We start from the raw sequence: 20,765 nt of genomic DNA, 5'->3' as shown, positions 1-20,765 counted from the left end.
TGCAAATAATTTTTATTGATAAGGTACTTCTGTAAGGAAAACTATGTAGTCGCTACTAAAAATTCTTCTCCGCTTGCAGGAGTTAGGTTATCTGTTCTGTCAGCAAAATAGCGTTTGGCAAGATTGGCTGTCGATACAATCTCTACAGCTTTAAAACCAGCTTCACGTGCCAGCGCCAACATATCTTCCGGGGTGAAAAAGCTGATAAAAGGTGTGCCAGCTGCCCGGGCGCCTTTCTCTGCTATCAGTTGTAAAGGTTTGTCTTCTTCATCCTGCAGGTCCAATGGTAAATAAAATGTCATAGCAAGTTTTGAACCTGGTGCCAGCGTGGCAATCTGGCGTAGCGTAGCGAATACTGCGTCTTTTGTAAGATATAAGCTAACGCCTGTACAAGCCACAACGGCAGGTTTGCTGGTATCGAAACCTGCTTTTATTAATTGCTCCCACCACGAAGAAACTTCAAAATTAACGGCAACAAAATGCAGCCACTTTGGAACGCCAAAGCCAAGTTCAGTTAATCGTTGTTGTTTCCAGGCCTGGGTATCAGGTTGGTCAATTTCAAATAGCTGTAATTGAGAAGCAATCTCTGGTCTGCGTTGAGCAAAAGTATCAAGTCCCGCACCGAGTATCACATATTGATCGATCCCATGTTCATGTTGTTCTATCACTACATCTTCAATGAAACGGGCACGGGCCACAATGGATGCCCGAAGACGTTTGGTGAAATCAGGGCTCATGTCAGGACGTTGTCGCCATTCACTATCTGGTGCTATAAGTTTCAACCCAACTTCATCTTCAATTATATAAGGTGCTGAATCAGTCTGCACATGCATAGCTCTCCATAAAGCTACGCGTACAGCAGTATTGTCGGGTTCCACAGTTTTTTTATTTTGTTCCATGTTATATTTGACTGGCTTATTTTATCAAAATAAGAAAATTATTTTATTGAATACAAGCCAATCATATTTCCTTCCGTATCTTCTATCAGCGCCATAAAACCAAAGTCACCTATACCAGGTTTCGGACGGATTATTTTACTGCCGGCGGCTTCTACACGACCTAATTCTGCATTAATTTCTTCAGAAGAAAAATATACCAAAGCAACATTTCGTGTTTTCATTCCGTATTCTCTCTGAATAGGAGTGTTGCCTTGTATATAGCTTTAAGAAAGCAGTGCTGGCCATTCCGCAATTAAAGGTTAAATCATCATGGGCGTAAAAATGAAATGCTAAAAGGCCTCGCCCTCGGTTGGAAAGTGGAAACCGGCGGGCATGTATTTCATATCGGTTTCAGCAATGCAACCGCCCTCTTGGAAAAATAGAATACGTAAATTTTTTTGCGTAGTTAAATAACTACATTTATATTTGTAGTCAAATAGCTACGCAATGAATTTAAGACGAGATGTATTTCAAGCTATAGCAGACCCCACCAGAAGGGCTATACTGCTGTTGGTTGCTTCGCAATCCATGACAGCAGGCGCAATAGCCTCAAACTTTGATACAGCAAGACCAACAGTTTCAAAACACCTGCAAATACTTACCGAGTGCGAATTGCTTGAACAAAAGCAAAACGGCAGGGAAATTCACTATCACATCAATGCAAAAAAAATGAAAGCGATAGCCGATTTCATTGAGCCATTCCGCGAAATGTGGGATGACAGGTTCAATAAATTGGAAACCATTATGAAAAAATATAAAAACAAATAACATGGAACGAAAAACAAAAGTCAGTGCCGAAGACGGCAAACAGGAATTAGTGATTACAAGGGAGTTTGATTTGCCATTGGAATTACTTTTTAAAGCCTATGTAGAGCCCGAAATTGTTGAGCAATGGATGGGGACGAAAGTGCTGAAACTTGAAAATAAAAAACACGGCGGCTGGCAATTTGAAACAACAGATGCTAATGGAAACGTAGTGTTTCAGGCCAATGGGGTGATCCATGAGTTTGTTCCGGATCAGAAAATCACGCGGACATTTGAAATGGGGAATGCGCCTTTTGACGTCCAGCTGGAGTTCCTGGAATTTGAAAAACTCACTGACGACACCAGCAAACTCAATATGCATATAGTATACAGGTCGGTCGAACTCAGAGACCAGGTATTAAAACTACCCTTTGCCCAAGGCATTAATATGGCACATAACCGGTTGCAGGACATCGTAAGCAAATTAAAATAACACTTTATGACAAAGAGAAATAAAATCATCTATTGGATTGCTACGCTCTGGCTTGCATTAGGAATGCTGTCAACTGGAATAGTACAGTTACTCAAAATGAAGGAGGAAACAGATTTTATTATAAATTTGGGCTATCCTGTCTATATTCTGAAAATACTGGGTATCTGGAAAATTCTGGGAGTTATAGCATTGCTGGTTCCTAAATTTCCTTTACTAAAGGAATGGGTGTATGCAGGCTTTTTCTTTGCCATGTCAGGAGCGATATTTTCGCATATCGCATCGGGGAATACCATTAAAGAAATAGCTCCGCCGTTGTTATTGCTTGTCCTGACTATGATATCGTGGTATTTCAGGCCTGCGGAAAGAAAAGTTATTTTAGTCAAAAAATAAATGAATAACATGAACCCTAAGGTTGATTTCTATTTTAAGAAAGCCGAAAAGTGGCAGAAAGAATTAGAGAAATTGAGAAGGATCATTCTTGACTGTCACCTGGCTGAAGAATTGAAATGGGGCGTTCCTTGTTACACGTTTGAGGGTAGCAACATCGTTTTAATACATGCGTTTAAGGAATACTGTGCGCTTTTATTTATTAAAGGATCTTTGTTGAAAGATGACAAAGGTATTCTGATCCAACAAACGGAGAATGTGCAGTCGGCGCGCCAGGTCCGGTTCACCAGTGTGCAGGAAATAGTTGAGGTGGAGCCTATTTTGAAGGCCTATATTTATGAAGCCGTTGAAGTGAAAGAAGCTGGTCTGAAAGTGGATTTTAAAAAGACACCGGAATACAACATCCCTGAAGAATTTAAAAACAAACTGGATAAAAACACAGCCTTGAAAACGGCATTCCATGCATTGACACCGGGGCGGCAAAGAGGATACATCCTTTATTTTTCTGCAGCCAAACAATCCAAAACCCGCGAGTCGAGGGTTGAGAAATATATACCGCAAATTCTCGACGGAAAGGGATTAGATGATTAAAGGAATAGGTTTGTGCCAATAGAGAAATCATTTCAGTTAATCAATAAATGAATAGCATGAATCCGAAGGTGGATGCATATTTTAGTAAAGTCGAGAAGTGGCAGAAAGAGCTGGAGAAATTGAGAATGATCCTGCTTGACTGTATGCTGACCGAAGAATTGAAATGGGGTGCCCCTTGTTACACGTTTCGGAAAAGTAACATCGCTATCATCGGTGGATTAAAAGAATACTGCGTACTTAGTTTTTTCAAAGGCGCCTTGTTAAATGATGCCAATGGTATACTGGTCAAACCCGGAGATAATACGCAGTCAGCACGCGTGATCCCGTTCACCAAAGTTCGGGAAATAGTTGAGATGGAACCTATCCTGAAAGCCTATATTTTTGAAGCCATTGAAGTGGAGAAGGCCGGTTTGAAAGTGGATTTTAAAGAGAAAACAGCACTCATATTTCCGGAAGAACTTCAACGTAAATTAGATGAAAACCCTGCCTTTAAAAGAGCTTTCCATGCATTAACACCAGGACGGCAAAGAGCATATAATCTTTATTTTTCTGCCCCCAAACAATCCAAAACCCGGGATTCGAGGATTGAAAAATGTATGCAGCAAATTCTCAATGGAAAGGGATTGAATGATTGGTAAGTTTGATCTTCATCATTTATTTCTTCATTCTCGAAAAAATAAGTTAGCTGCTTATCATTTAGCTCATAGACTTTTTGTACGGTGAATATACATTGCCCGTTTTATCGGCACATTTTCCCGACATGTCTACTTTCAATAAATGGCTATGGGTTGCGGGTTATTTTTGTGTAACAAACATTTTTATGAAAGCAGCTACAGAACGTAAGATAATCCGCTGGTTACACATTATACTCAGCATCCCCATCCTGGGATATATCTATGGGCCGGTAGCGGCCAATCCTCCTGCCGCAAATACAGTACGCTGGGTATTTTTGCCGGTGGTGGTATTAAGTGGTCTTTGGATGTGGAAGGGACATTTGCTAAAGAAGAAGTTAAATAGACAGAGAAAACTGTAATCAATGACCTTTCCATTATCTCCTAAAATTTCTATTTTTTCTTCATTTTCTTACCGGTACTTCATACTAGTATCCATTACACCCCAAATATGCTATCTTGCAAAATGCAGCACCAAGAATTTGAGTCCCCTGAAGAGCTACGGGATATTATAAAGTGCTTTTGGTACAACAGAAGAGACTCCGGAGAACTACAAACGAGTTTTGAGGTAAGACCGGTTAGCTGTAAGCGCCTTACTTATAAGCATCAAAAAATGCCCGTTGTAGAAATTGAACCAAAGCGATCACGTATACCGAATTAACTTTGCGTACACACTACACACTTCAAAAAAACCTATGTTATCAGAAAAATATTATTTTTAACTCCGGTTTGTATGAAGCAGCTAACTTGAAAGAAATACCACAATATGAAGAAACGCATTTACTCTCTCGCATAGCCGGAGGGGACGAGCATGCATTCAGATCCCTTTTCGATCTCTATAAGGGACGGGTGATAGTGTATGCGCTCAGGTTGTCCAAGAGCCGGTATGTGGCAGAGGAAATCGTGCAGGAGGTGTTCCTGAAACTGTGGACCAACCGGGTGCAACTGCCCGAAATACAGAGCATCGGGACCTACATTTTTGTGCTGGTGAAAAACCGCACGCTGGATCATCTCAGGAAAATAGCCAACGAAGGCCGGTTGTTCGAGAAAGTATGGCATACTATCAGCGAACGGCAGGAAGCGCCCGGGCACCTCGATGTCAAAGACAGCATACGCCTGATAGAAAAGGCTGTAGGCCAGTTATCCCCCCAAAAGCAGAAGATTTTTTACCTGAGCCGTTTCGAAGGGCTTAGTCATCATGAGATCGCGGAAAAATGCGCGCTCTCAAAAAATACCGTCAAGAACCACCTGGTGAAAACCCTCCGCCACATCAGGCTTTTTTTGATGCAGCATGACATTACCCCCGTCATTTTCTCCCTCATTATATCTGCATCAGATATTTTTTTCCTGTAGGTAGTCCTTCCTTCAATTTCAAACGTCCCTCTTATACAGAATTGGGCTAACCTTTAATTTAAAACGGCTATTAAATGAAAATTGATCAGGCCCGGCTCCGCTTTCTGCTGCAGCGTTATGGTAATGATACCTGCACCAGGGAGGAAATGGAAGAGCTGTTCGAATATATTCGCCTGGCAAAACAGGATGCGCAACTGAATGAAGCGTTTTTGCAGGAGTGGAAACAGGTGAACCCTGACGAACTGCCAGAGGGGCTTGATTGGGATGAAGCGTTCAATCAGATTATTAAACCTGCTCCCGAAACGGAGATTATCCCTATACCTCTATACCGGCGCCGTTTTTTTGCAACTGCCTGGTTTCGTTACGCGGCAGCCTTTTTACTGATAGCCGGAGCGGCAGGCTACTATTTTTATAACCTGTCACAAAACCAAAACCTGCCCGGCAAGCCTCATCTGGCCAAGTTGGAAGACATACCGCCAGGCGGAAACAAGGCCATGCTCACGCTTGCCGATGGCTCCGTGATCATGTTGGACAGTGCGCAAAACGGAACGATCGCGCAGCAGGGCGGCGCAAAGATATCAAAACCGGATGCGGGCAAACTTTCTTACGAGGGAGTTGGCGAAGCCCCTGCCGGCTATAATACGGTGAGCACGCCAAGGGGAGGGCAATACGAGGTTACACTGTCTGACGGTACCAGGGTATGGTTAAACGCAGCTTCGTCCCTCCGCTTCCCAACATTGTTCACAGGGAAACATCGCAAAGTGCAGGTGAGTGGCGAAGCCTATTTTGAAGTAGCCAGCAATGTGCAGCACCCTTTCCTGGTGGACCTGAACGGAGAATGCGAGGTGGAAGTGCTGGGAACACATTTTAACGTGAATAACTATCCAAATGAAGGAAGCGTGCGCACTACCCTTCTCGAAGGAAGCATAAAAGTAAGCCGTGGCAAGGATATAAAATTGCTGCGACCCGGCCAGCAGGCCGTGGTAGACGAGCATATCGTGATCGATAAGTCTGTTGATATGGACGAAGTAATGGCCTGGAAAAACGGCTTCTTTAACCTGGAGAACAAAAGCCTGGGTGAAGTAATGAAACAACTGGAACGGTGGTACGATATCGATGTCAGGTATGAAGGAAAGATACCGGCAATACGGTTTACAGGGGATATGGACAGGGGCGTGAACCTCTCGGAAGTGCTGAAGTTCCTGTCAGAAAGCGGCATTAAGCTTAGACTTGAAGGAAGAACGGTGATAGTACAATAGAAAAAACATTAGGCAAACACTATAAGGCATTCAGAAAAAAGCCAGGGATGGTGGTACATCCCTGGCCGAGTATCTGTTTAATTGTAAACAAGGTCTGGGAAGACTTCTTATTACTCAACCAAACATCGCAAAAGTATGCTAAAAACAGCAATTTGTGGGAGCCAGGCTCGGGGGAGCGACTCCTGCATCACTAATTTTCTGCCAGCTAAGGCTGCTATTAACAAAAGGCGCCATGGCTGCAGCAGAGGAGTAATCTGGCTAGCCATGAAGTTAACTTTCGTATTATTGACTGCTGCCATTCTGAATGTGAGCGCCAAAGGCTTTTCACAAGAAAAAATCAGTTTTTCCGGGAAAAATGTGCCGCTGGAAAAAGTGTTTACCGCCATCAAAAAACAAACCGGCTATGGCATCACCTATCAGGCCAACATCTTTAACGATACACGGCCCGTATCCGTGGAAGCGAGAGGCATTTCCCTGGAGCAATTCCTGAATATGGTCCTGAAAGGCCAGCCCATCAAATACACGCTAGCGTCGAAAACAATTCTCCTGACCCGCAAGGTCAGCGACGAACCGCCTGCTCCAGGCAAACAGTTCTTGTTGCTGGATTCATTGTTTATGCCTCCTCCCATAAATGGAAAGGTGACCGATGAAAAAGGCGCGCCGCTTCCCGGCGTTTCCGTATCAGTAAAAGGAAGCGCGGTTTCCACGACGACAGCAGGCGACGGGACCTTTACACTCCAGAACATACCCCCGGACGCTACCCTGGTATTTTCTTTTATCGGCATGAAAACGCAGGAACAGAAAATAACGGGCAGGAGCAACCTCGTCGTGAAAATGGAAATCGAGATCAAGTCGCTCGGGGAAGTGGTTACGGTAGGTTACGGACAGGCCAGAAAGCAGGACCTGACCGGCGCCGTAGGACAGGTATCCGTGAACGATCTGAAAAAAGCGCCCGTACGCTCTTTTGACGAAGCTCTCGCAGGCAGGGTGGCAGGTGTTACCGTTTCTTCCACCGATGGCCAGCCCGGGTCCGCCATCAGCATCGTGGTAAGAGGTAATAATTCCATCACGCAGGAAAACTCTCCCTTGTACGTTGTAGACGGCTTTCCTATCGAAGACCCCGACAATAACGTGATCAACCCGGAAGATATCGAATCACTGGTGGTATTAAAAGATGCCTCTGCAACCGCTATCTATGGCGCGCGCGGCGCGAACGGCGTCATCCTGATCACGACAAAAAAAGGAAAAGAGGGCGCGCCAGTCGTAACGTTGAATGCCTGGTACGGTTTCCAGCAAATACCCGAAACCCCTGCGCTGTTAAGTCCTTACGAATTCGTGAAACTGCAGTTGGAGCGGTCTCCCGGCGATACAACTACGGAAAACACCGCCGCTTACCGCTACCTGCGTGATGGCAATACGCTGGATACCTATAGGGATACAGGGGTGATAGACTGGCAGTCCAAAATGTTCCGGGTAGCGCCCATGCAGAACTACAGCATATCCATCACCGGCGGTACGGCTGTTACAAAATATGCCATCTCCGGTTCTATTCTCAACCAGGACGGCGTTGTTATCAATTCGGGGTATAAAAGATACCAGGGCCGGATTGTATTGGATCAGTTGATCGGCAAACACATGAAGGTCGGCATCAACACCAATTACAGCTACATGCAACAAAGCGGTGTTTCCCCTTCTGCTTCCGCAGTGTCCGGGGGCAGCGTGTCCAGCGCCATGATGTACAGCATATGGGGATACCGCCCCTTCGGCGACGGCCTGGATATAGACGAACGGGATGAAGATGTTGATCCCAGTGTGGACTTCCGGTATAACCCCGTAGTTAACCAGCAAAATACGGTAAGGAACAATAATTTCAACAATCTTACCGCCAACGCTTACGCAGAGTACAATTTCACGCCGGAATTGAAGTTCAGGGTTACCGGCGGCATCACCAATAATCAAAGACAAGCCGTTCAGTTCAACAACGAGCACACTTATATGGGCAACCCGAAGCTGCGGCAAGGCGGGATAAACGGGTCCGTTGTATATTACCATGACAACTCCTGGGTGAATGAAAACACGCTGACGTACAACAAGCGGTTTAACCGGGACCATTCCCTCATCTTACTGGCCGGCTTTACCGAACAGGCCGTCAAAACTTCGGCCTATGGCGGATCGGCCAGCATTCTTCCGGAGCAGGCTACGGATATCAACTGGTTGGATAACGGCACACCCTCATCGATTACCGCGCGCAGCTCATCCAATACGCTGGCTTCATTTTTATGGCGCGCCAATTACAACTTCCGGTCAAAATACTTGCTTACAGCCAGTTTCAGGGCAGACGGATCATCAAAATTCGCCCCGGAGAACCATTGGAGCTACTTCCCCTCAGGCGCAATAGCCTGGAGAATCACCGAGGAAAAATTCATGAAAAATATCCGGGTCGTGTCCGATGCGAAGCTCCGCGTAAGTTATGGCGTAACCGGGAACAACAGGGTAGGAGATTTCCCTTACCTGTCACAGTTCAGTACCTCCCCGATCAGTCAGGGATACACGTTTAACAACGAAAACGTGCCGGGCACCATTCCCTCTACGCTGGGCAACCCCAGCCTGAAATGGGAAACCACCTCCCAGGTGGATATAGGATTGGACCTGGAATTGTTCAACGGCCGCATCAGCTTCACAGCAGATGCATACCGCAAAAAAACGATCGACCTGATCCTGAACTCAACGATACCGGCCTCTTACGGGTACACCACGATCTATAAAAACATTGGCAGTGTGCAGAACCAGGGATTGGAATTTTCAATCAATACGGTAAATGTCAAAACACCAGATTTCACCTGGGGCAGCAGCTTCAACATATCCTTTAACGCCAACAAAGTGCTGGCATTGACTGAAAACCAGGAATCAATTACCAACCTCTATGCACCGTATGATAACGGTTCCAAAACAGTACCGGCGTTTATCGCTAAAGTCGGCAGCCCGCTGGGCCTGATGTACGGGCCAGTATGGGACGGCATTTTCCAGGTCGGCGATTTCAATGAAGTGTCCGGTAATTATGTCTTAAAGAACTCAATGCCGACGAATGGCAACGTCCGCACCTCCATTCAGCCCGGTGATATTAAATACAAGGATATCAACGGTGATGGTATCGTGGACAGCCGCGATTTTGTCATTACCGGCAGGGGAATCCCTGTTCATACCGGCGGTTTCGGCAACAATCTCGTGTACAAAGGATTTGATCTGAATATCTTCTTTCAGTGGTCCTATGGCAACGATATTTTAAACATTAACAGGCTTGTGTTTGAATCGGGCACCAAAAACGGGTTGAATCAATTTGCCAACTTTGCGGACAGATGGACGCCTGAAAATGCCAGCAACACGCTTCACCGCACAAAAGGAGAAGGCCCTGTTGCGAACGAGTATTCTACGAGGATTATCGAAGACGGCTCTTATCTCAGGTTAAAAACAGCCGCATTGGGTTATACGCTGCCGGCCAGCATCATAAAGAAATTAAAGATCAGCTCTTTGAGAATATATACGTCTGGCCAGAACCTCATCACCTGGACGAAGTATTCAGGCATGGACCCTGAAGTTAGTATTTATAACAGTGTATTGACCCCCGGTGTTGACTACTCCGCTTATCCCAGGGCGAGAACGATCACGTTCGGCGCGAATGTTACTTTTTAATTGCTAAAATTTTGTTCTATATGAAACGCATACATTACTTTTCCATACTATTCCTTCTTGCCGTAGGCTTATTCTCGTGCAAGAAGTTCTTAACCACCACACCTGCTGATTTCGCAACGCCTGTTGCCAATTATTCCACTCCGAAACAGTTGCTCAATGCGCTGGCCGGCGTGTACGATGTGCTGGGTGCGGACACGCGCGACATGTACGCAGACAAGTTATACGACCAGCTAGGCGCCTGCACCGACGAAGGGTTTTATGCCAGGGCTTCCAAGGTAAGTGGCCCGCAGGTGTACAACTTCGATTACACTGACCCCGAGATCGCCTCCCTTTGGGCAAGCTGCTATCGCGGTATTGAAAGAGCCAACAACCTGATTGCGAATATCAATGTTCCAGCCAACATGGACGATGCAGAAAGGCAGGCGATATTAGGGGAAGCGATGTTTCTTCGCGGGTTCTTCTATTTTACGCTGGTGAGCAGGTGGGGCGACGTGCCGCTGCGGCTTGAGCCGACTACGGTTACGGGCGCATCCAGCATCAACGTTCCGGCTACGCCCGCGAAAGAAGTGTACGCCCAGGTATTGAAGGATATGACGGAGGCCATTGATAAATGCCGGACCGCCGACTTTTTCAATTATTCCAGCCGGGTATCCAAAACTACCGTGCAGGGCATACTGGCAAGGGTAACTTTAACGATGGCAGGATATCCTTTGCTGGATAAATCAAAATACGAGGAAGCACTTCATTGGGCCAACGAAGTGAAAAACTCCGGCCTGCATTCATTGAACCCCAGCTACAGCCAGATATTCATCAATCAGTCCAGTGATATCTATGATATCAAAGAATCGATGTGGGAAGCCGATTTCTCCGGGAACGGGCTGGATATTTACAAAGAAGAAGGAAGGGTAGGCAATACCAATGGTATCGCATATTCTGCCTCCAACCATCCTGATACCGGTTACAGCTATGGTTTTATCAATGCTACCGCCAAATTGTATAACCTGTATGGAGAAGGCGATCTGAGAAGGGATTGGGCTATCTCACCTTATAGGTATTCAGGCACTCAAAGGCAACTCCGGGGCTCGCTCATATACGACCGTAACTGCGGTAAATGGAGAAGGACCGAAGAAGCGCATACCCCCAAGAATCTCAACTACACGCCTGAGAATTTCCCGATACTCAGGTATGCCGACGTGCTGCTGATGCTGGCAGAAGCGGATAACCAGGTAAACGGTCAGGCGCCTTCCAACGCGGCGTATGATGCGATCAACCGCGTAAGGAGAAGGGCATATGGCTTGCCGGTGGACATTCCCAATGCTACGGCGGACTTAACGCCCGGGCTCAACCGGGAGCAATTCCAGTTGGCCATTGAAGACGAACGGGCGCGTGAATTGTGTTATGAAACCCTGCGCAGACCTGACCTGATAAGGTGGGGTAAATGGACGCAGACCATGGCAGCCCTGGCCGCGCAGATGCAAACCGATCTCGCCAATCAGTCTTCCTTGAAATATGCGTTACTCGGCCCCATAAACGCCGCATCATCCCCGAAATATTTATTATACCCGATACCTTCCTCCGAAATATCGGTGAACAAGGCGATCATCCAGAATCCTGGGTACTAATTCATACAATGTTTCAATTAATTAAGATAGTCACTATGCGAATTTTATCTTTCATTACCATATTAGCAGTATCGGCTATGCTGGCGTCCTGCGAAAAGGAGCTAAAGCCAAAACCGATCTCTTTCGACGTCGCCACCACGGGCAATACGTATCACGCCGGGGATACTGTTTTCTTTACCTTATCCGGCAACCCGGACATCATCACTTTTTATTCCGGCCAAGCGGGAGCCGACTATACCTTTAAGGACAGGGTGCCTGATCCCGACAGAGGCGTCGCTATTAAAGACATTAGCCAAAGGCTGGACAGATATTTTTACATCTATCCCGATCCGGGCGTTTATAAGGCGGTTTTCGCAGCTTTTAATGCGGCAGGCACCAAACAGGTAGATGCTGCCAAAGAAATAAATATTACCGTCCAATAACGATTGGACACCTTATTGAAGATAAAATATGGGACAGGCGCGCCGGAGTGATCCTACAAGCCTGTTCCATATTTTTTTGTGCGGTAGCCATCATAGCTTATTTGTTAAAAAAATACATATGCGGAATTTATTGAATCGCTCAGTTGTTCTCCTGCTTTCTTCTCTCAGCATCCTGCATTCTTTTTGCGCGGACGCGCAGATCGTTCAACGTGATATCCTGCGAAAAGCCACGCAGCAGGAGCTTCCTGGCTCGCTTATTCCCCAGGGGCAGTTCAAGCCGTTCCCACAGACACCCGGCGAGTGGAAACAGTTGCTGCCGGATTCTGTCATCTCCTCGATCATCAGCGCCGGGAGAGCCGAGCTGAAAAAAAATTTCAGGAACATTCCCGCGACGATCGCTTTGGAATATGTGCGCAACGGCAACCGTACGGATTACGAGGAAATTTCCTTTGCGAACCGCAGGCAGTTATGGAATATGGTGTTAGCCGAAACCATGGAGGGCAAGGGCCGGTTTACAGATCATATCCTTGATGGGATATGGGCGATATGCGAGGAAACTTTTTGGGGTATCAGCGCGCACGTTCGTTATCAGAAAGCCGGCGCGGGCTTGCCGGATGTGGAAGATCCCATAGTTGATCTTTTTGAGGCAGAAACGGGAGGCTTACTGGCATTAACCGATTATTTCATCGGCGCTGAACTCGATAAAACGTCCAAACTGATCCGCCGCCGCATCCGGTATGAAATCAACAGGAGAATGCTGGCGCCCATGACAACCGCGCAATACGGCTGGATGGGTGCAGGTAAGCCCAATGCCAAACTCAATAACTGGGCTCCCTGGATCGCTTCCAACTATATACTGGCGAATTTACTGATCGAAAAAGATGAAACTAAGCGGGTGGAGGCGTTACATATTGCCATTAAAATTATTGACCGCTACATCAATGGGCTGGGGGCTGATGCAGGTTGCGACGAAGGCCCCGGTTACTGGAGTGCTGCCGGGGGCTGTGTATTCGACGCCTTAAACCTGTTGTACGATGCTACGGGCGGAAAAGTGAATGTGTATAAGGATCCCTTCATCCGAAAAATGGGCGCTTATATCCAGAAAACCCATATTGCCGGAAAGTATTTCATCAACGTAGCCGACGCGCATCCTGAAATAACGCCGGATGGTCTGATGATCTACCGGTTTGGTAAAAATGCCGGCTACGAACCCATGACGAATTTCGGCAGCCTGATGTATAATTCGTATGGCCAAACCGATGGCGTAGGTGTTTTTCACAGCATGCGGCGGGTCTATAATCTTTTGGCCATAAAAGATTGCGCGGCGTATGCTTACCACGAAAACACCTCCCCCGACGTATGGTACAGCGATGTTCAACTGATGGCAGCCCGCTCGGAAAATGGCATGTTCCTGGCCACGCACGCCGGTCACAACGGCGAAAGCCATAACCACAACGATGTAGGCGATTTTATCGTGTATGCCGATGGTTTCCCCGTGATCATAGATGTGGGCCCAGGTACCTATACCTCAAAGACTTTCTCAAAAGACCGATATACGTTATGGTTCAATACTTCTCCCTACCACAACCTGCCCACCGTAAACGGGCAGGAGCAAAAGGGCGGCACAGCCTTTACCGCCAGGGAGGTGGACTACCGCAAAACTGCGAATTCCGCGCAACTGACGATGAACATCGCGGACGCGTACCCCGCAGAAAGCGGCATAAAAAGCTGGCGGCGCAAAGTGGAAATGAATAAACGAAGCGGTGCTATCAGTATCAACGATACGTATGCAATGAATGCAAAACCTGCCAGTATCGTGCAATCGTTCATGTCGGTGTGTGACATCGATATTTCCATTCCCGGGAAAATAATTTTCAGCTTGCCCAACCAGGGTACAGTACACCTCGATTATAATAAAAAGTTGTGGGATGCAAACAAGGAAACAGTATCGCTCACCGCTCCTGAAGATCAGACCCTGAAAACATCCTGGAAAGGCCGGCCCGTATGGCGTGTGCTGCTCACGGCTAAATCGCCTGCTGCCAGCGGGTCGGTCACTTACAGCATTCATAAATAAGGGGCAACTTCCTTCTGATCAATTTAAAAACAATTGAATGAAATTAAATTTCGAAATACCACATAAAAATAAAACGGCATCCGTTGCAATTATTTTATTGCTTGCTTTTATCTCTTTCTCATTTACGCCTTTTCAATCAAAAGAGGGGCCGCGCACGGAAGTGCTCCTTGGCGGTAAGTGGAGTTTTGTGACGGTCGATAAAGACTATCCAAAAGACAAAGCGCCTGGGGATTCCGCGGCTTGGGAAATGATCAGCATTCCGCATAACTACGGCTATCTGGAGGCGGAGGCGGGAAAGGAAAATTTTCGCGGGCCGGCATGGTACCGGAAGATGATCGACATCCCGAAGGACATAAAGGGCAAACGCATCTTCGTAAAATTTGAAGCGGCTTCACTCGTTGCGGATGTCTGGATAAATGGAAAATATCTTGGGCAACATCGTGGCGGCTTTAGTGCTTTCACTTTCGAGATCTCCAATTTTGTAAAGCCGGGGGAAGAAAATAAACTGGAAGTCCGCACCGACAATGCGCCCAAGCCTGACGTTGCGCCGCTTGCCGGCGACTTCACGATCTTTGGAGGTTTATACCGTCCCGTACATCTTATCATTACTGATGAAGCCTGCATCACACCGCTCGATCACGGTTCGCCGGGCGTTTCCATCCTTCAGACAAAAGTAACAAAGAACGAAGCGGTGCTTGATATTTCCACACAGGTTTCATACCTGGCTGCGAGAACAGACCTGCGCACTCCCCGGCCGGATATCGGAATACTGGAAGCCATCACGGATGCCGCGCCGAATTCGGCCAAACGCACGCTCAGCTTTACGCTTTTTGACGCTGAAGGAAATATCGTGGTATCAGATGAACGGCCTATCGTCATCCAGCGTTTAGTGACGCCGATGTATACACAACACGTTACGGTCAGGCGCCCACATTTATGGCAGGGCCAGTCCGACCCTTATCTATACCGTGCTGTAATCGAATTAAAAAATGAGGGAACCGTTACCGATTGTGTAACGCAGTCCGTTGGCCTTCGCAATTTCCGCGTCGATCCTGAAAAAGGTTTTTTCCTGAATGATCAATACCTCAAACTTCAGGGGGTTTGTCTTCACCAGGGGCAGGACCACAAAGGCTGGGCCGTTACGGCGGAAGATGAACAGCAGGATGTAGACCTTATTGCTGAAATGGGGGGGAACGCTATTCGCGCCGTACACTACCAGCATAGCGATAACTTCTATACCATCTGCGATAAAGCTGGCATCCTGGTGTGGGCGGAACTTCCCGTCGTTAACCAGGTAAGCCTTCCCGGTACTGACCCCGGCCTTTCTTTCGCACAAACTACCACCGAACAGCTCCGCGATTTGATCCGGCAGAATATCAATCACGCCAGCATCTTTACCTGGTGCCTTTTTAACGAAGTGCAGCCCGGCGGCAAAGATCCGCATCGTGACATCCGCGACCTCAATATGCAGGCACATGGCGAAGATCCTACCCGGCCTACCATCGTTGCCGCATCGCATAACTGGTGGCCCGAGTTAAATCGCATCTCAGACTGGGTAGGCTTTAACACTTATCCTTTCTGGTACACCGGCAACGAAGCAGGAAAAAGTTTTGACGCCCGCCGCCCTATCCCGCTGATACCCGCATTTTGCATCAGCGAATACGGCGCCGGCGCCAGCATGATACAACACCAGCAGCACCTTACGCTTAAAGACAAGCCGGTAGCCACAGCCGGCAGGTGGCATCCCGAGGAGTGGCAATCGTACGCCCATGAACGCATCTGGAAAGACATTGCCGACAGGCGTTATATATGGGGCTCCTTTCTTTGGCAGATGTTCGAATCCTGCACCTGGAACCGCAGGGAGGGCGACCGTGATGGTATCAACGATAAGGGGCTGATGACCTATGACCGCCAACGGAAAAAAGACACCTACTTTTTCTACAAGGCAAACTGGAACCCGGAGCCGATGGTCTATATCACCAGCAGGCGGCATGTTCGCCGTGGACAGGCCATTACGCCGGTGCGGGTATATTCCAATGCTTCTTTGGTGGAGTTAAAGGTAAACGGCAAGTCAATCGGCGCGCGGAAAACCAACGACATCCGCATTGCGGAATGGCAAGAGGTTAATCTCGCCCCGGGAAAAAACACGATAGCAGTTTCAGCGAAATGGGGTAGCAAAGTGGTTACGGATTCGTGTGAGTGGGAATATGTTCCGGGCCTGAAAGAAGTTTATCCGACGCCGGGTGATAAAGACGGAAAACCGGTTGTTGGGAAGTAGTAGGTTTTTGATATAATTAAAATCGTAAACGGATAGGGAAATATCCTAATCCCGTATTAATGATTTGATTACCGATCAGATGAAAAAAAGATATTCTGAAAATTCCTCTCTTATTTCCGGAAATAAAATATCCGAGTGCTTATATGTATGTATGATTTTCAGGCAGGTGGTGTGCTTATACCTGGTAATTTTACTTGCTTTTACGTCAACCAAAGGACAGAATATTGCATTTAACCACCTGACAGTGGAAAACGGCCTGTCCCATAATTCTGTAATCTCCATTGCGCAGGATGCAAGAGGTTTTATCTGGTATGGCACCCGTTACGGTCTCAATCGTTACGATGGTCTGCGGTTCAAAATTTACCAACAGCGCGAGGGAGATTCCACCGGCCTTCCGGGAAACACTATCCCCGCCATTTACGCTGATTCCCGGAAAGTCCTTTGGATAGGCACCTCCGTGGGCCTCTGCCGGTACGACCCCGAAAAGGACTCGTTCGAACGCATCCCACTCACACCCGGGATGCATGAAAATGTGAACACCATTTTCGAAGACCGTAAAGGGCGGCTATGGGTAGCGACCAACAGCGGATTGTATCTGGAAACCGATTCGCTCTTCCACTTCCGGAAATTCACGCACGCACAGGGCCAACTGGCCGGATATAGGGCGCGTAGCATCTGCCAGGACAAACGGGGCGACATCTGGGTGGGTACCAATAACGGCCTCAACCGCATCCGCGGAACTGGTGGTCAATTCCGCTTCGAGACCTTCCGGCACGAAGAAGGCAACGCCGCCAGCCTCGGTATGAACTACATCACCTCGCTTGCGGAAGACCCGGCCGGTCGCATCTGGATAGGTACGCAATATGCCGGGATTGACATTTACGATCCGATCACCAGTACCTTCACCCACCTCACCGAGCCAGGGTTGGCGCACAATTTCGTGCGCAGCATCATTAGCGATAAAGCGGGCAAAATGTGGGTGGGCACGCAGGAAGGACTCAACGTGATCGATCCCGTTAAGCTGGAAGCGGCTACCTACCGCTACGATCCCGGCAACAAAAACAGCCTTTCCCAAAATTCCATCCATTCCCTTTTTGAGGACAACAACGGCACCGTTTGGATCGGCACTTATTTTGGCGGGGTGAACATGGTGCATTCCTACAGTACCTTCTTCACTACCTGGCAGAACAGTAAGGTACAGCCCGGCATCAGCGATGATGTGGTAAGCTACATCCTTGAAGACAGGCAGCAGAACCTTTGGATCTGTACCGAAGGTGGCGGCCTGAATTACTACAACCGTAAAACCGGCGCCTATACTTATTATAAGCATGCTCCCGATGATCCCGGCTCCATTGGTTCCAATCTTGTGAAGATCGTATACGAAGACGCCGATCATAACATCTGGACCGGCACACATGGCGGCGGGTTGGACGTAATGGCAAAAGGCACAGGGCGTTTTAAAAGATATTTCTACGATCAGCAGGACCCGAACGCTTTCCCGCGCGAAATCACTTCGCTGATGGAGGACAACGAGGGCCGCTTCTGGATCGGTTCAAACACCGGCCTGCACATTATGCAGCGCAAAGGAACTGAATTGTTTCCCCTGAACGATTCCGCGCTTACCGGGCCAACCGCCAAACAGTCTATCCGTTATCTTTTCCAGGATTCGCGCGGCAGATACTGGGCAGGCGCTACCAGGGGGTTGTACATGAGCCAGGGTGGGAAGATGAAGGCTGTCCTCAAGAAATACATCAATGCCGTGCAGGAAGATTCGCGGGGCAACATCTGGGTGAGCCTGTATTACGGCGGCCTGGTGCGATACAGTCCGGATTTGCGGCAACATACCATGTACACGGAAAAAGACGGGCTCCCGCACAACAATGTGATGGGCCTGCTGGAAGACGAGCATCACCAGTTCTGGATCAGCACAGGCAATGGCCTTGTGAAGTTCGACCCGGAGAAAAAATCCTTCCAGACATACACCATCAGCGATGGCATAGCGGCCAACACTTTTAATTACAATGCCTTCCTGAAAGACAGCCGGGGCGAAATGTACTTCGGCGGGTTCAACGGCATCACCAGTTTCTTCCCTGGCAGGATAGCGGCGAATACCTACTCCGCTCCCGTACTTTTCACCGGCCTGCAGCTGTTCAACCAACCGGTGAACATCGGCGGGAAAAATGGCCTTCTGAAAAAAGATATCGGTTATCTGCGCAAGCTCAGTTTCCGGCACGACCAGGAAGTGTTCACCATCGAATTCGCCTTACTCAACTACATCAAAAGCGGCAAAAACCGCTATGCATACAAGCTGGAAGACGCAGACCGCGACTGGATAGAAACCAGCACCCCGTCTGTGACCTATGCCAACCTGTCGTCCGGCAGCTACACACTTTGGGTGAAAGGCGCCAATAACGATGGCGTATGGAGTACGCCTGTGTTTATGGACATTACCGTTCAGCCGCCGTTCTGGCGCACCTGGTGGGCATATTGCCTGTATGCGGTGTTGCTGGCGCTGCTGTTCTTCGTCGTTACCCGGTACTTTTTCATGCGGGCATTGCTGCTGAAGGAAGAAGACCTGCACCAGGTAAAACTCAACTTCTTCACCCATGTATCCCACGAAATTCGCACCCACCTTACGCTGCTGATGGCGCCGGTGGAAAAGATGATCCATACACTTAAACATGATGACCCGATGCGGCCGCAGCTGTCCACCGTGCGCAACAATGCGGACAGGCTACTGAAGCTCGTCAGCGAACTGATGGACTTCCGCAAAGCGGAAACCAATCACCTCAAACTGCATGTGGCGGAGCAAGACCTTATTCCTTTCCTGGAAAACATCGGCGGTAATTTCAGGGAATTGTCGCGGCGCAGGCGGATCAAAACGGCTTTCAGTTATGATATACAACAAGCTCCCGCGTATTTCGACCGCGAGCAGCTGGACAAGGTGTTCTTTAACCTGTTAAGCAATGCGTTCAAGTTCACGCCAGATGGCGGTTGCATCAGCCTGCATGTGGCGCAGCATAAAAACACGTACATCATAACGGTCACGGATAATGGTCGCGGCATAGCCCCGGAATACCTGGGCAAGCTGTTCACCAATTTTTTCCAGGTGGCCGATCACGGGTTCCAGAACACCGGTTACGGCATTGGGCTGGCGCTGTCCAGAAATATTGTGGAGCTGCACAAAGGCACGCTGACCGTGGAAAGCGCGCCGCTGGCAGATGGAAGGGAAGGCAGAACGTGCTTTACCGTTACCCTGCAACTGGGCAGCGCGCATTTTGAAGGCACGCAACATGTGATCGGCAAGCATGAAGCGATGGAAATACCTCCTGTCCGCGTGATGGAAGAAGACATCCAACCGGCGCAGCCGGAAGAAAACCACCCGCTCACGGTGCATATCGTGGAAGACAACCCGAAACTGCGCGAACTGGTAAGGGAGACCTTCAGCGGACAATACCTCGTGCTGGAGAGTGAGAACGGCGCCGAAGGGCTTGCGCTCGCCACCTCGCAAATACCAGACATCGTGATCAGCGATGTGATGATGCCTGAAATGGACGGCCTGCGCTTCTGCTATCTGTTAAAAACCGATGAACGCACCAGTCACATCCCCGTGATACTGCTCACTGCCAAAAGCTCGCAGGAAGACCAGTTGAGCGGCCTGGAAACCGGTGCAGACTTGTATCTTACCAAACCATTCAGCACCCGCGTGCTGGAGTTGAACGTGCGTAACCTGCTGGCTTCCAGGGAAAAGATGCAGCAGAAATACGGACGGCAGCTAAAGGCCGAACGGCCGGACGTTCCCGCTGCCGCGCTTCCCAATTCGCTGGACAACGCCTTCCTCGAAAAGCTGGTGGAGCTCGTACACGAGCATATGGACGACCCGGAATTCGGTGTAGACATGCTGGCCCGCAAGGTAGCTATGAGCCAGCCAGTATTGTACAAAAAACTGAAAGCCCTCACCAATATGTCCGTAAACGATTTCGTAAAATCCCTCCGCCTCAGAAAAGCGGCCGAGCTGCTCCGGAAAAAACAGCATACGGTGTACGAAGTGGCGTATATGGTTGGGTATAACGACCGGAAATATTTCAGCCGGGAGTTCAAAAAACAGTTCGGCAAGACCCCTACAGCCTATGCAGGCGAGCCGGATTTATAAATTTCCCCCCTTTTAGTTATAAAATTCACCCCCCACCTCCGGAGTGCTCGCTTAGATTTGTTTATACATAGACTATGAAAATTTTTCACC

Annotated in this window: 16 protein-coding genes; 14 read left to right on the top strand and 2 right to left on the bottom strand. The window is 48.3% G+C overall.

Annotation, left to right across the window (positions count from 1 at the left end):
- Positions 1–41 precede the first annotated feature (41 nt).
- Together ABQ275_RS15615 and ABQ275_RS15610 are read right to left on the bottom strand one after the other, a co-directional pair.
- Entirely contained in the window at positions 42–899 is an 858-nt protein-coding gene (locus tag ABQ275_RS15615) for a class I SAM-dependent methyltransferase (protein ID WP_349314078.1), read from the bottom strand.
- A gap of 38 nt (positions 900–937) precedes the next feature.
- On the bottom strand, positions 938–1,120 hold the full coding sequence (locus tag ABQ275_RS15610) for a hypothetical protein (RefSeq protein ID WP_349314077.1): 183 nt from the start codon (positions 1,118–1,120) through the stop codon (positions 938–940).
- 265 nt (positions 1,121–1,385) lie between these two features.
- Between ABQ275_RS15610 and ABQ275_RS15605 the strand changes: the two genes are divergently transcribed.
- From ABQ275_RS15605 to ABQ275_RS15540, 14 genes are all read left to right on the top strand, one after another.
- The gene (locus tag ABQ275_RS15605; protein WP_349314076.1) at positions 1,386–1,706 is read left to right on the top strand and encodes a metalloregulator ArsR/SmtB family transcription factor; all 321 of its coding nucleotides are present in this window, start codon (positions 1,386–1,388) and stop codon (positions 1,704–1,706) included.
- Position 1,707: 1 nt separating this feature from the next.
- Positions 1,708–2,175: an SRPBCC domain-containing protein gene (locus ABQ275_RS15600; protein WP_349314075.1), complete on the top strand. Its 468-nt coding sequence runs from the start codon at positions 1,708–1,710 to the stop codon at positions 2,173–2,175.
- A 6-nt stretch (positions 2,176–2,181) separates the two neighbouring features.
- The gene (locus ABQ275_RS15595; RefSeq protein WP_349314074.1) at positions 2,182–2,565 is read left to right on the top strand and encodes a DoxX family protein; all 384 of its coding nucleotides are present in this window, start codon (positions 2,182–2,184) and stop codon (positions 2,563–2,565) included.
- Positions 2,566–2,574: 9 nt separating this feature from the next.
- A complete protein-coding gene (locus ABQ275_RS15590; protein WP_349314073.1) occupies positions 2,575–3,153 on the top strand; it encodes a YdeI family protein in 579 nt (192 codons plus the stop codon).
- A 56-nt stretch (positions 3,154–3,209) separates the two neighbouring features.
- Positions 3,210–3,791, top strand: a complete 582-nt coding sequence (locus ABQ275_RS15585; protein WP_349314072.1) for a DUF1801 domain-containing protein — start codon at positions 3,210–3,212, stop codon at positions 3,789–3,791.
- 182 nt (positions 3,792–3,973) lie between these two features.
- Complete coding sequence (locus tag ABQ275_RS15580) at positions 3,974–4,186, top strand: hypothetical protein (RefSeq protein ID WP_349314071.1); 213 nt, start codon at positions 3,974–3,976, stop codon at positions 4,184–4,186.
- 385 nt (positions 4,187–4,571) lie between these two features.
- Positions 4,572–5,177: an RNA polymerase sigma-70 factor gene (locus ABQ275_RS15575; protein ID WP_349314070.1), complete on the top strand. Its 606-nt coding sequence runs from the start codon at positions 4,572–4,574 to the stop codon at positions 5,175–5,177.
- A gap of 74 nt (positions 5,178–5,251) precedes the next feature.
- A complete protein-coding gene (locus ABQ275_RS15570; protein ID WP_349314069.1) occupies positions 5,252–6,436 on the top strand; it encodes a FecR domain-containing protein in 1,185 nt (394 codons plus the stop codon).
- A 264-nt stretch (positions 6,437–6,700) separates the two neighbouring features.
- Complete coding sequence (locus ABQ275_RS15565; RefSeq protein ID WP_349314068.1) at positions 6,701–10,126, top strand: TonB-dependent receptor; 3,426 nt, start codon at positions 6,701–6,703, stop codon at positions 10,124–10,126.
- Positions 10,127–10,146: 20 nt separating this feature from the next.
- The gene (locus ABQ275_RS15560; RefSeq protein WP_349314067.1) at positions 10,147–11,748 is read left to right on the top strand and encodes a RagB/SusD family nutrient uptake outer membrane protein; all 1,602 of its coding nucleotides are present in this window, start codon (positions 10,147–10,149) and stop codon (positions 11,746–11,748) included.
- Positions 11,749–11,783: 35 nt separating this feature from the next.
- A complete protein-coding gene (locus ABQ275_RS15555) occupies positions 11,784–12,170 on the top strand; it encodes a DUF5017 domain-containing protein (protein ID WP_349314066.1) in 387 nt (128 codons plus the stop codon).
- 118 nt (positions 12,171–12,288) lie between these two features.
- Positions 12,289–14,244, top strand: a complete 1,956-nt coding sequence (locus tag ABQ275_RS15550; protein WP_349314065.1) for a heparinase II/III family protein — start codon at positions 12,289–12,291, stop codon at positions 14,242–14,244.
- A 37-nt stretch (positions 14,245–14,281) separates the two neighbouring features.
- A complete protein-coding gene (locus ABQ275_RS15545) occupies positions 14,282–16,522 on the top strand; it encodes a glycoside hydrolase family 2 TIM barrel-domain containing protein (protein WP_349314064.1) in 2,241 nt (746 codons plus the stop codon).
- Positions 16,523–16,673: 151 nt separating this feature from the next.
- The gene (locus ABQ275_RS15540; protein WP_349314063.1) at positions 16,674–20,675 is read left to right on the top strand and encodes a two-component regulator propeller domain-containing protein; all 4,002 of its coding nucleotides are present in this window, start codon (positions 16,674–16,676) and stop codon (positions 20,673–20,675) included.
- The last annotated feature ends 90 nt before the right edge of the window (positions 20,676–20,765 follow it).

This window comes from Chitinophaga sp. MM2321 (genome assembly GCF_964033635.1).
Lineage (GTDB): Bacteria > Bacteroidota > Bacteroidia > Chitinophagales > Chitinophagaceae > Chitinophaga.
This window is presented reverse-complemented; position numbering and strand designations above follow the sequence as displayed.

Excerpts from the sequence above, each read along its gene's own strand:
- ABQ275_RS15605 (WP_349314076.1), top strand. The coding sequence starts at position 1,386 with ATGAATTTAAGACGAGATGTATTTCAAGCTATAGCAGACCCCACCAGA.
- ABQ275_RS15600 (WP_349314075.1), top strand. The coding sequence starts at position 1,708 with ATGGAACGAAAAACAAAAGTCAGTGCCGAAGACGGCAAACAGGAATTA.
- ABQ275_RS15555 (WP_349314066.1), top strand. The coding sequence starts at position 11,784 with ATGCGAATTTTATCTTTCATTACCATATTAGCAGTATCGGCTATGCTG.
- ABQ275_RS15615 (WP_349314078.1), bottom strand. The coding sequence starts at position 899 with ATGGAACAAAATAAAAAAACTGTGGAACCCGACAATACTGCTGTACGC.
- ABQ275_RS15545 (WP_349314064.1), top strand. The coding sequence starts at position 14,282 with ATGAAATTAAATTTCGAAATACCACATAAAAATAAAACGGCATCCGTT.
- ABQ275_RS15560 (WP_349314067.1), top strand. The coding sequence starts at position 10,147 with ATGAAACGCATACATTACTTTTCCATACTATTCCTTCTTGCCGTAGGC.
- ABQ275_RS15610 (WP_349314077.1), bottom strand. The coding sequence starts at position 1,120 with ATGAAAACACGAAATGTTGCTTTGGTATATTTTTCTTCTGAAGAAATT.
- ABQ275_RS15565 (WP_349314068.1), top strand. The coding sequence starts at position 6,701 with ATGAAGTTAACTTTCGTATTATTGACTGCTGCCATTCTGAATGTGAGC.
- ABQ275_RS15580 (WP_349314071.1), top strand. The coding sequence starts at position 3,974 with ATGAAAGCAGCTACAGAACGTAAGATAATCCGCTGGTTACACATTATA.
- ABQ275_RS15585 (WP_349314072.1), top strand. The coding sequence starts at position 3,210 with ATGAATCCGAAGGTGGATGCATATTTTAGTAAAGTCGAGAAGTGGCAG.
- ABQ275_RS15550 (WP_349314065.1), top strand. The coding sequence starts at position 12,289 with ATGCGGAATTTATTGAATCGCTCAGTTGTTCTCCTGCTTTCTTCTCTC.
- ABQ275_RS15595 (WP_349314074.1), top strand. The coding sequence starts at position 2,182 with ATGACAAAGAGAAATAAAATCATCTATTGGATTGCTACGCTCTGGCTT.
- ABQ275_RS15590 (WP_349314073.1), top strand. The coding sequence starts at position 2,575 with ATGAACCCTAAGGTTGATTTCTATTTTAAGAAAGCCGAAAAGTGGCAG.
- ABQ275_RS15570 (WP_349314069.1), top strand. The coding sequence starts at position 5,252 with ATGAAAATTGATCAGGCCCGGCTCCGCTTTCTGCTGCAGCGTTATGGT.
- ABQ275_RS15540 (WP_349314063.1), top strand. The coding sequence starts at position 16,674 with ATGATTTTCAGGCAGGTGGTGTGCTTATACCTGGTAATTTTACTTGCT.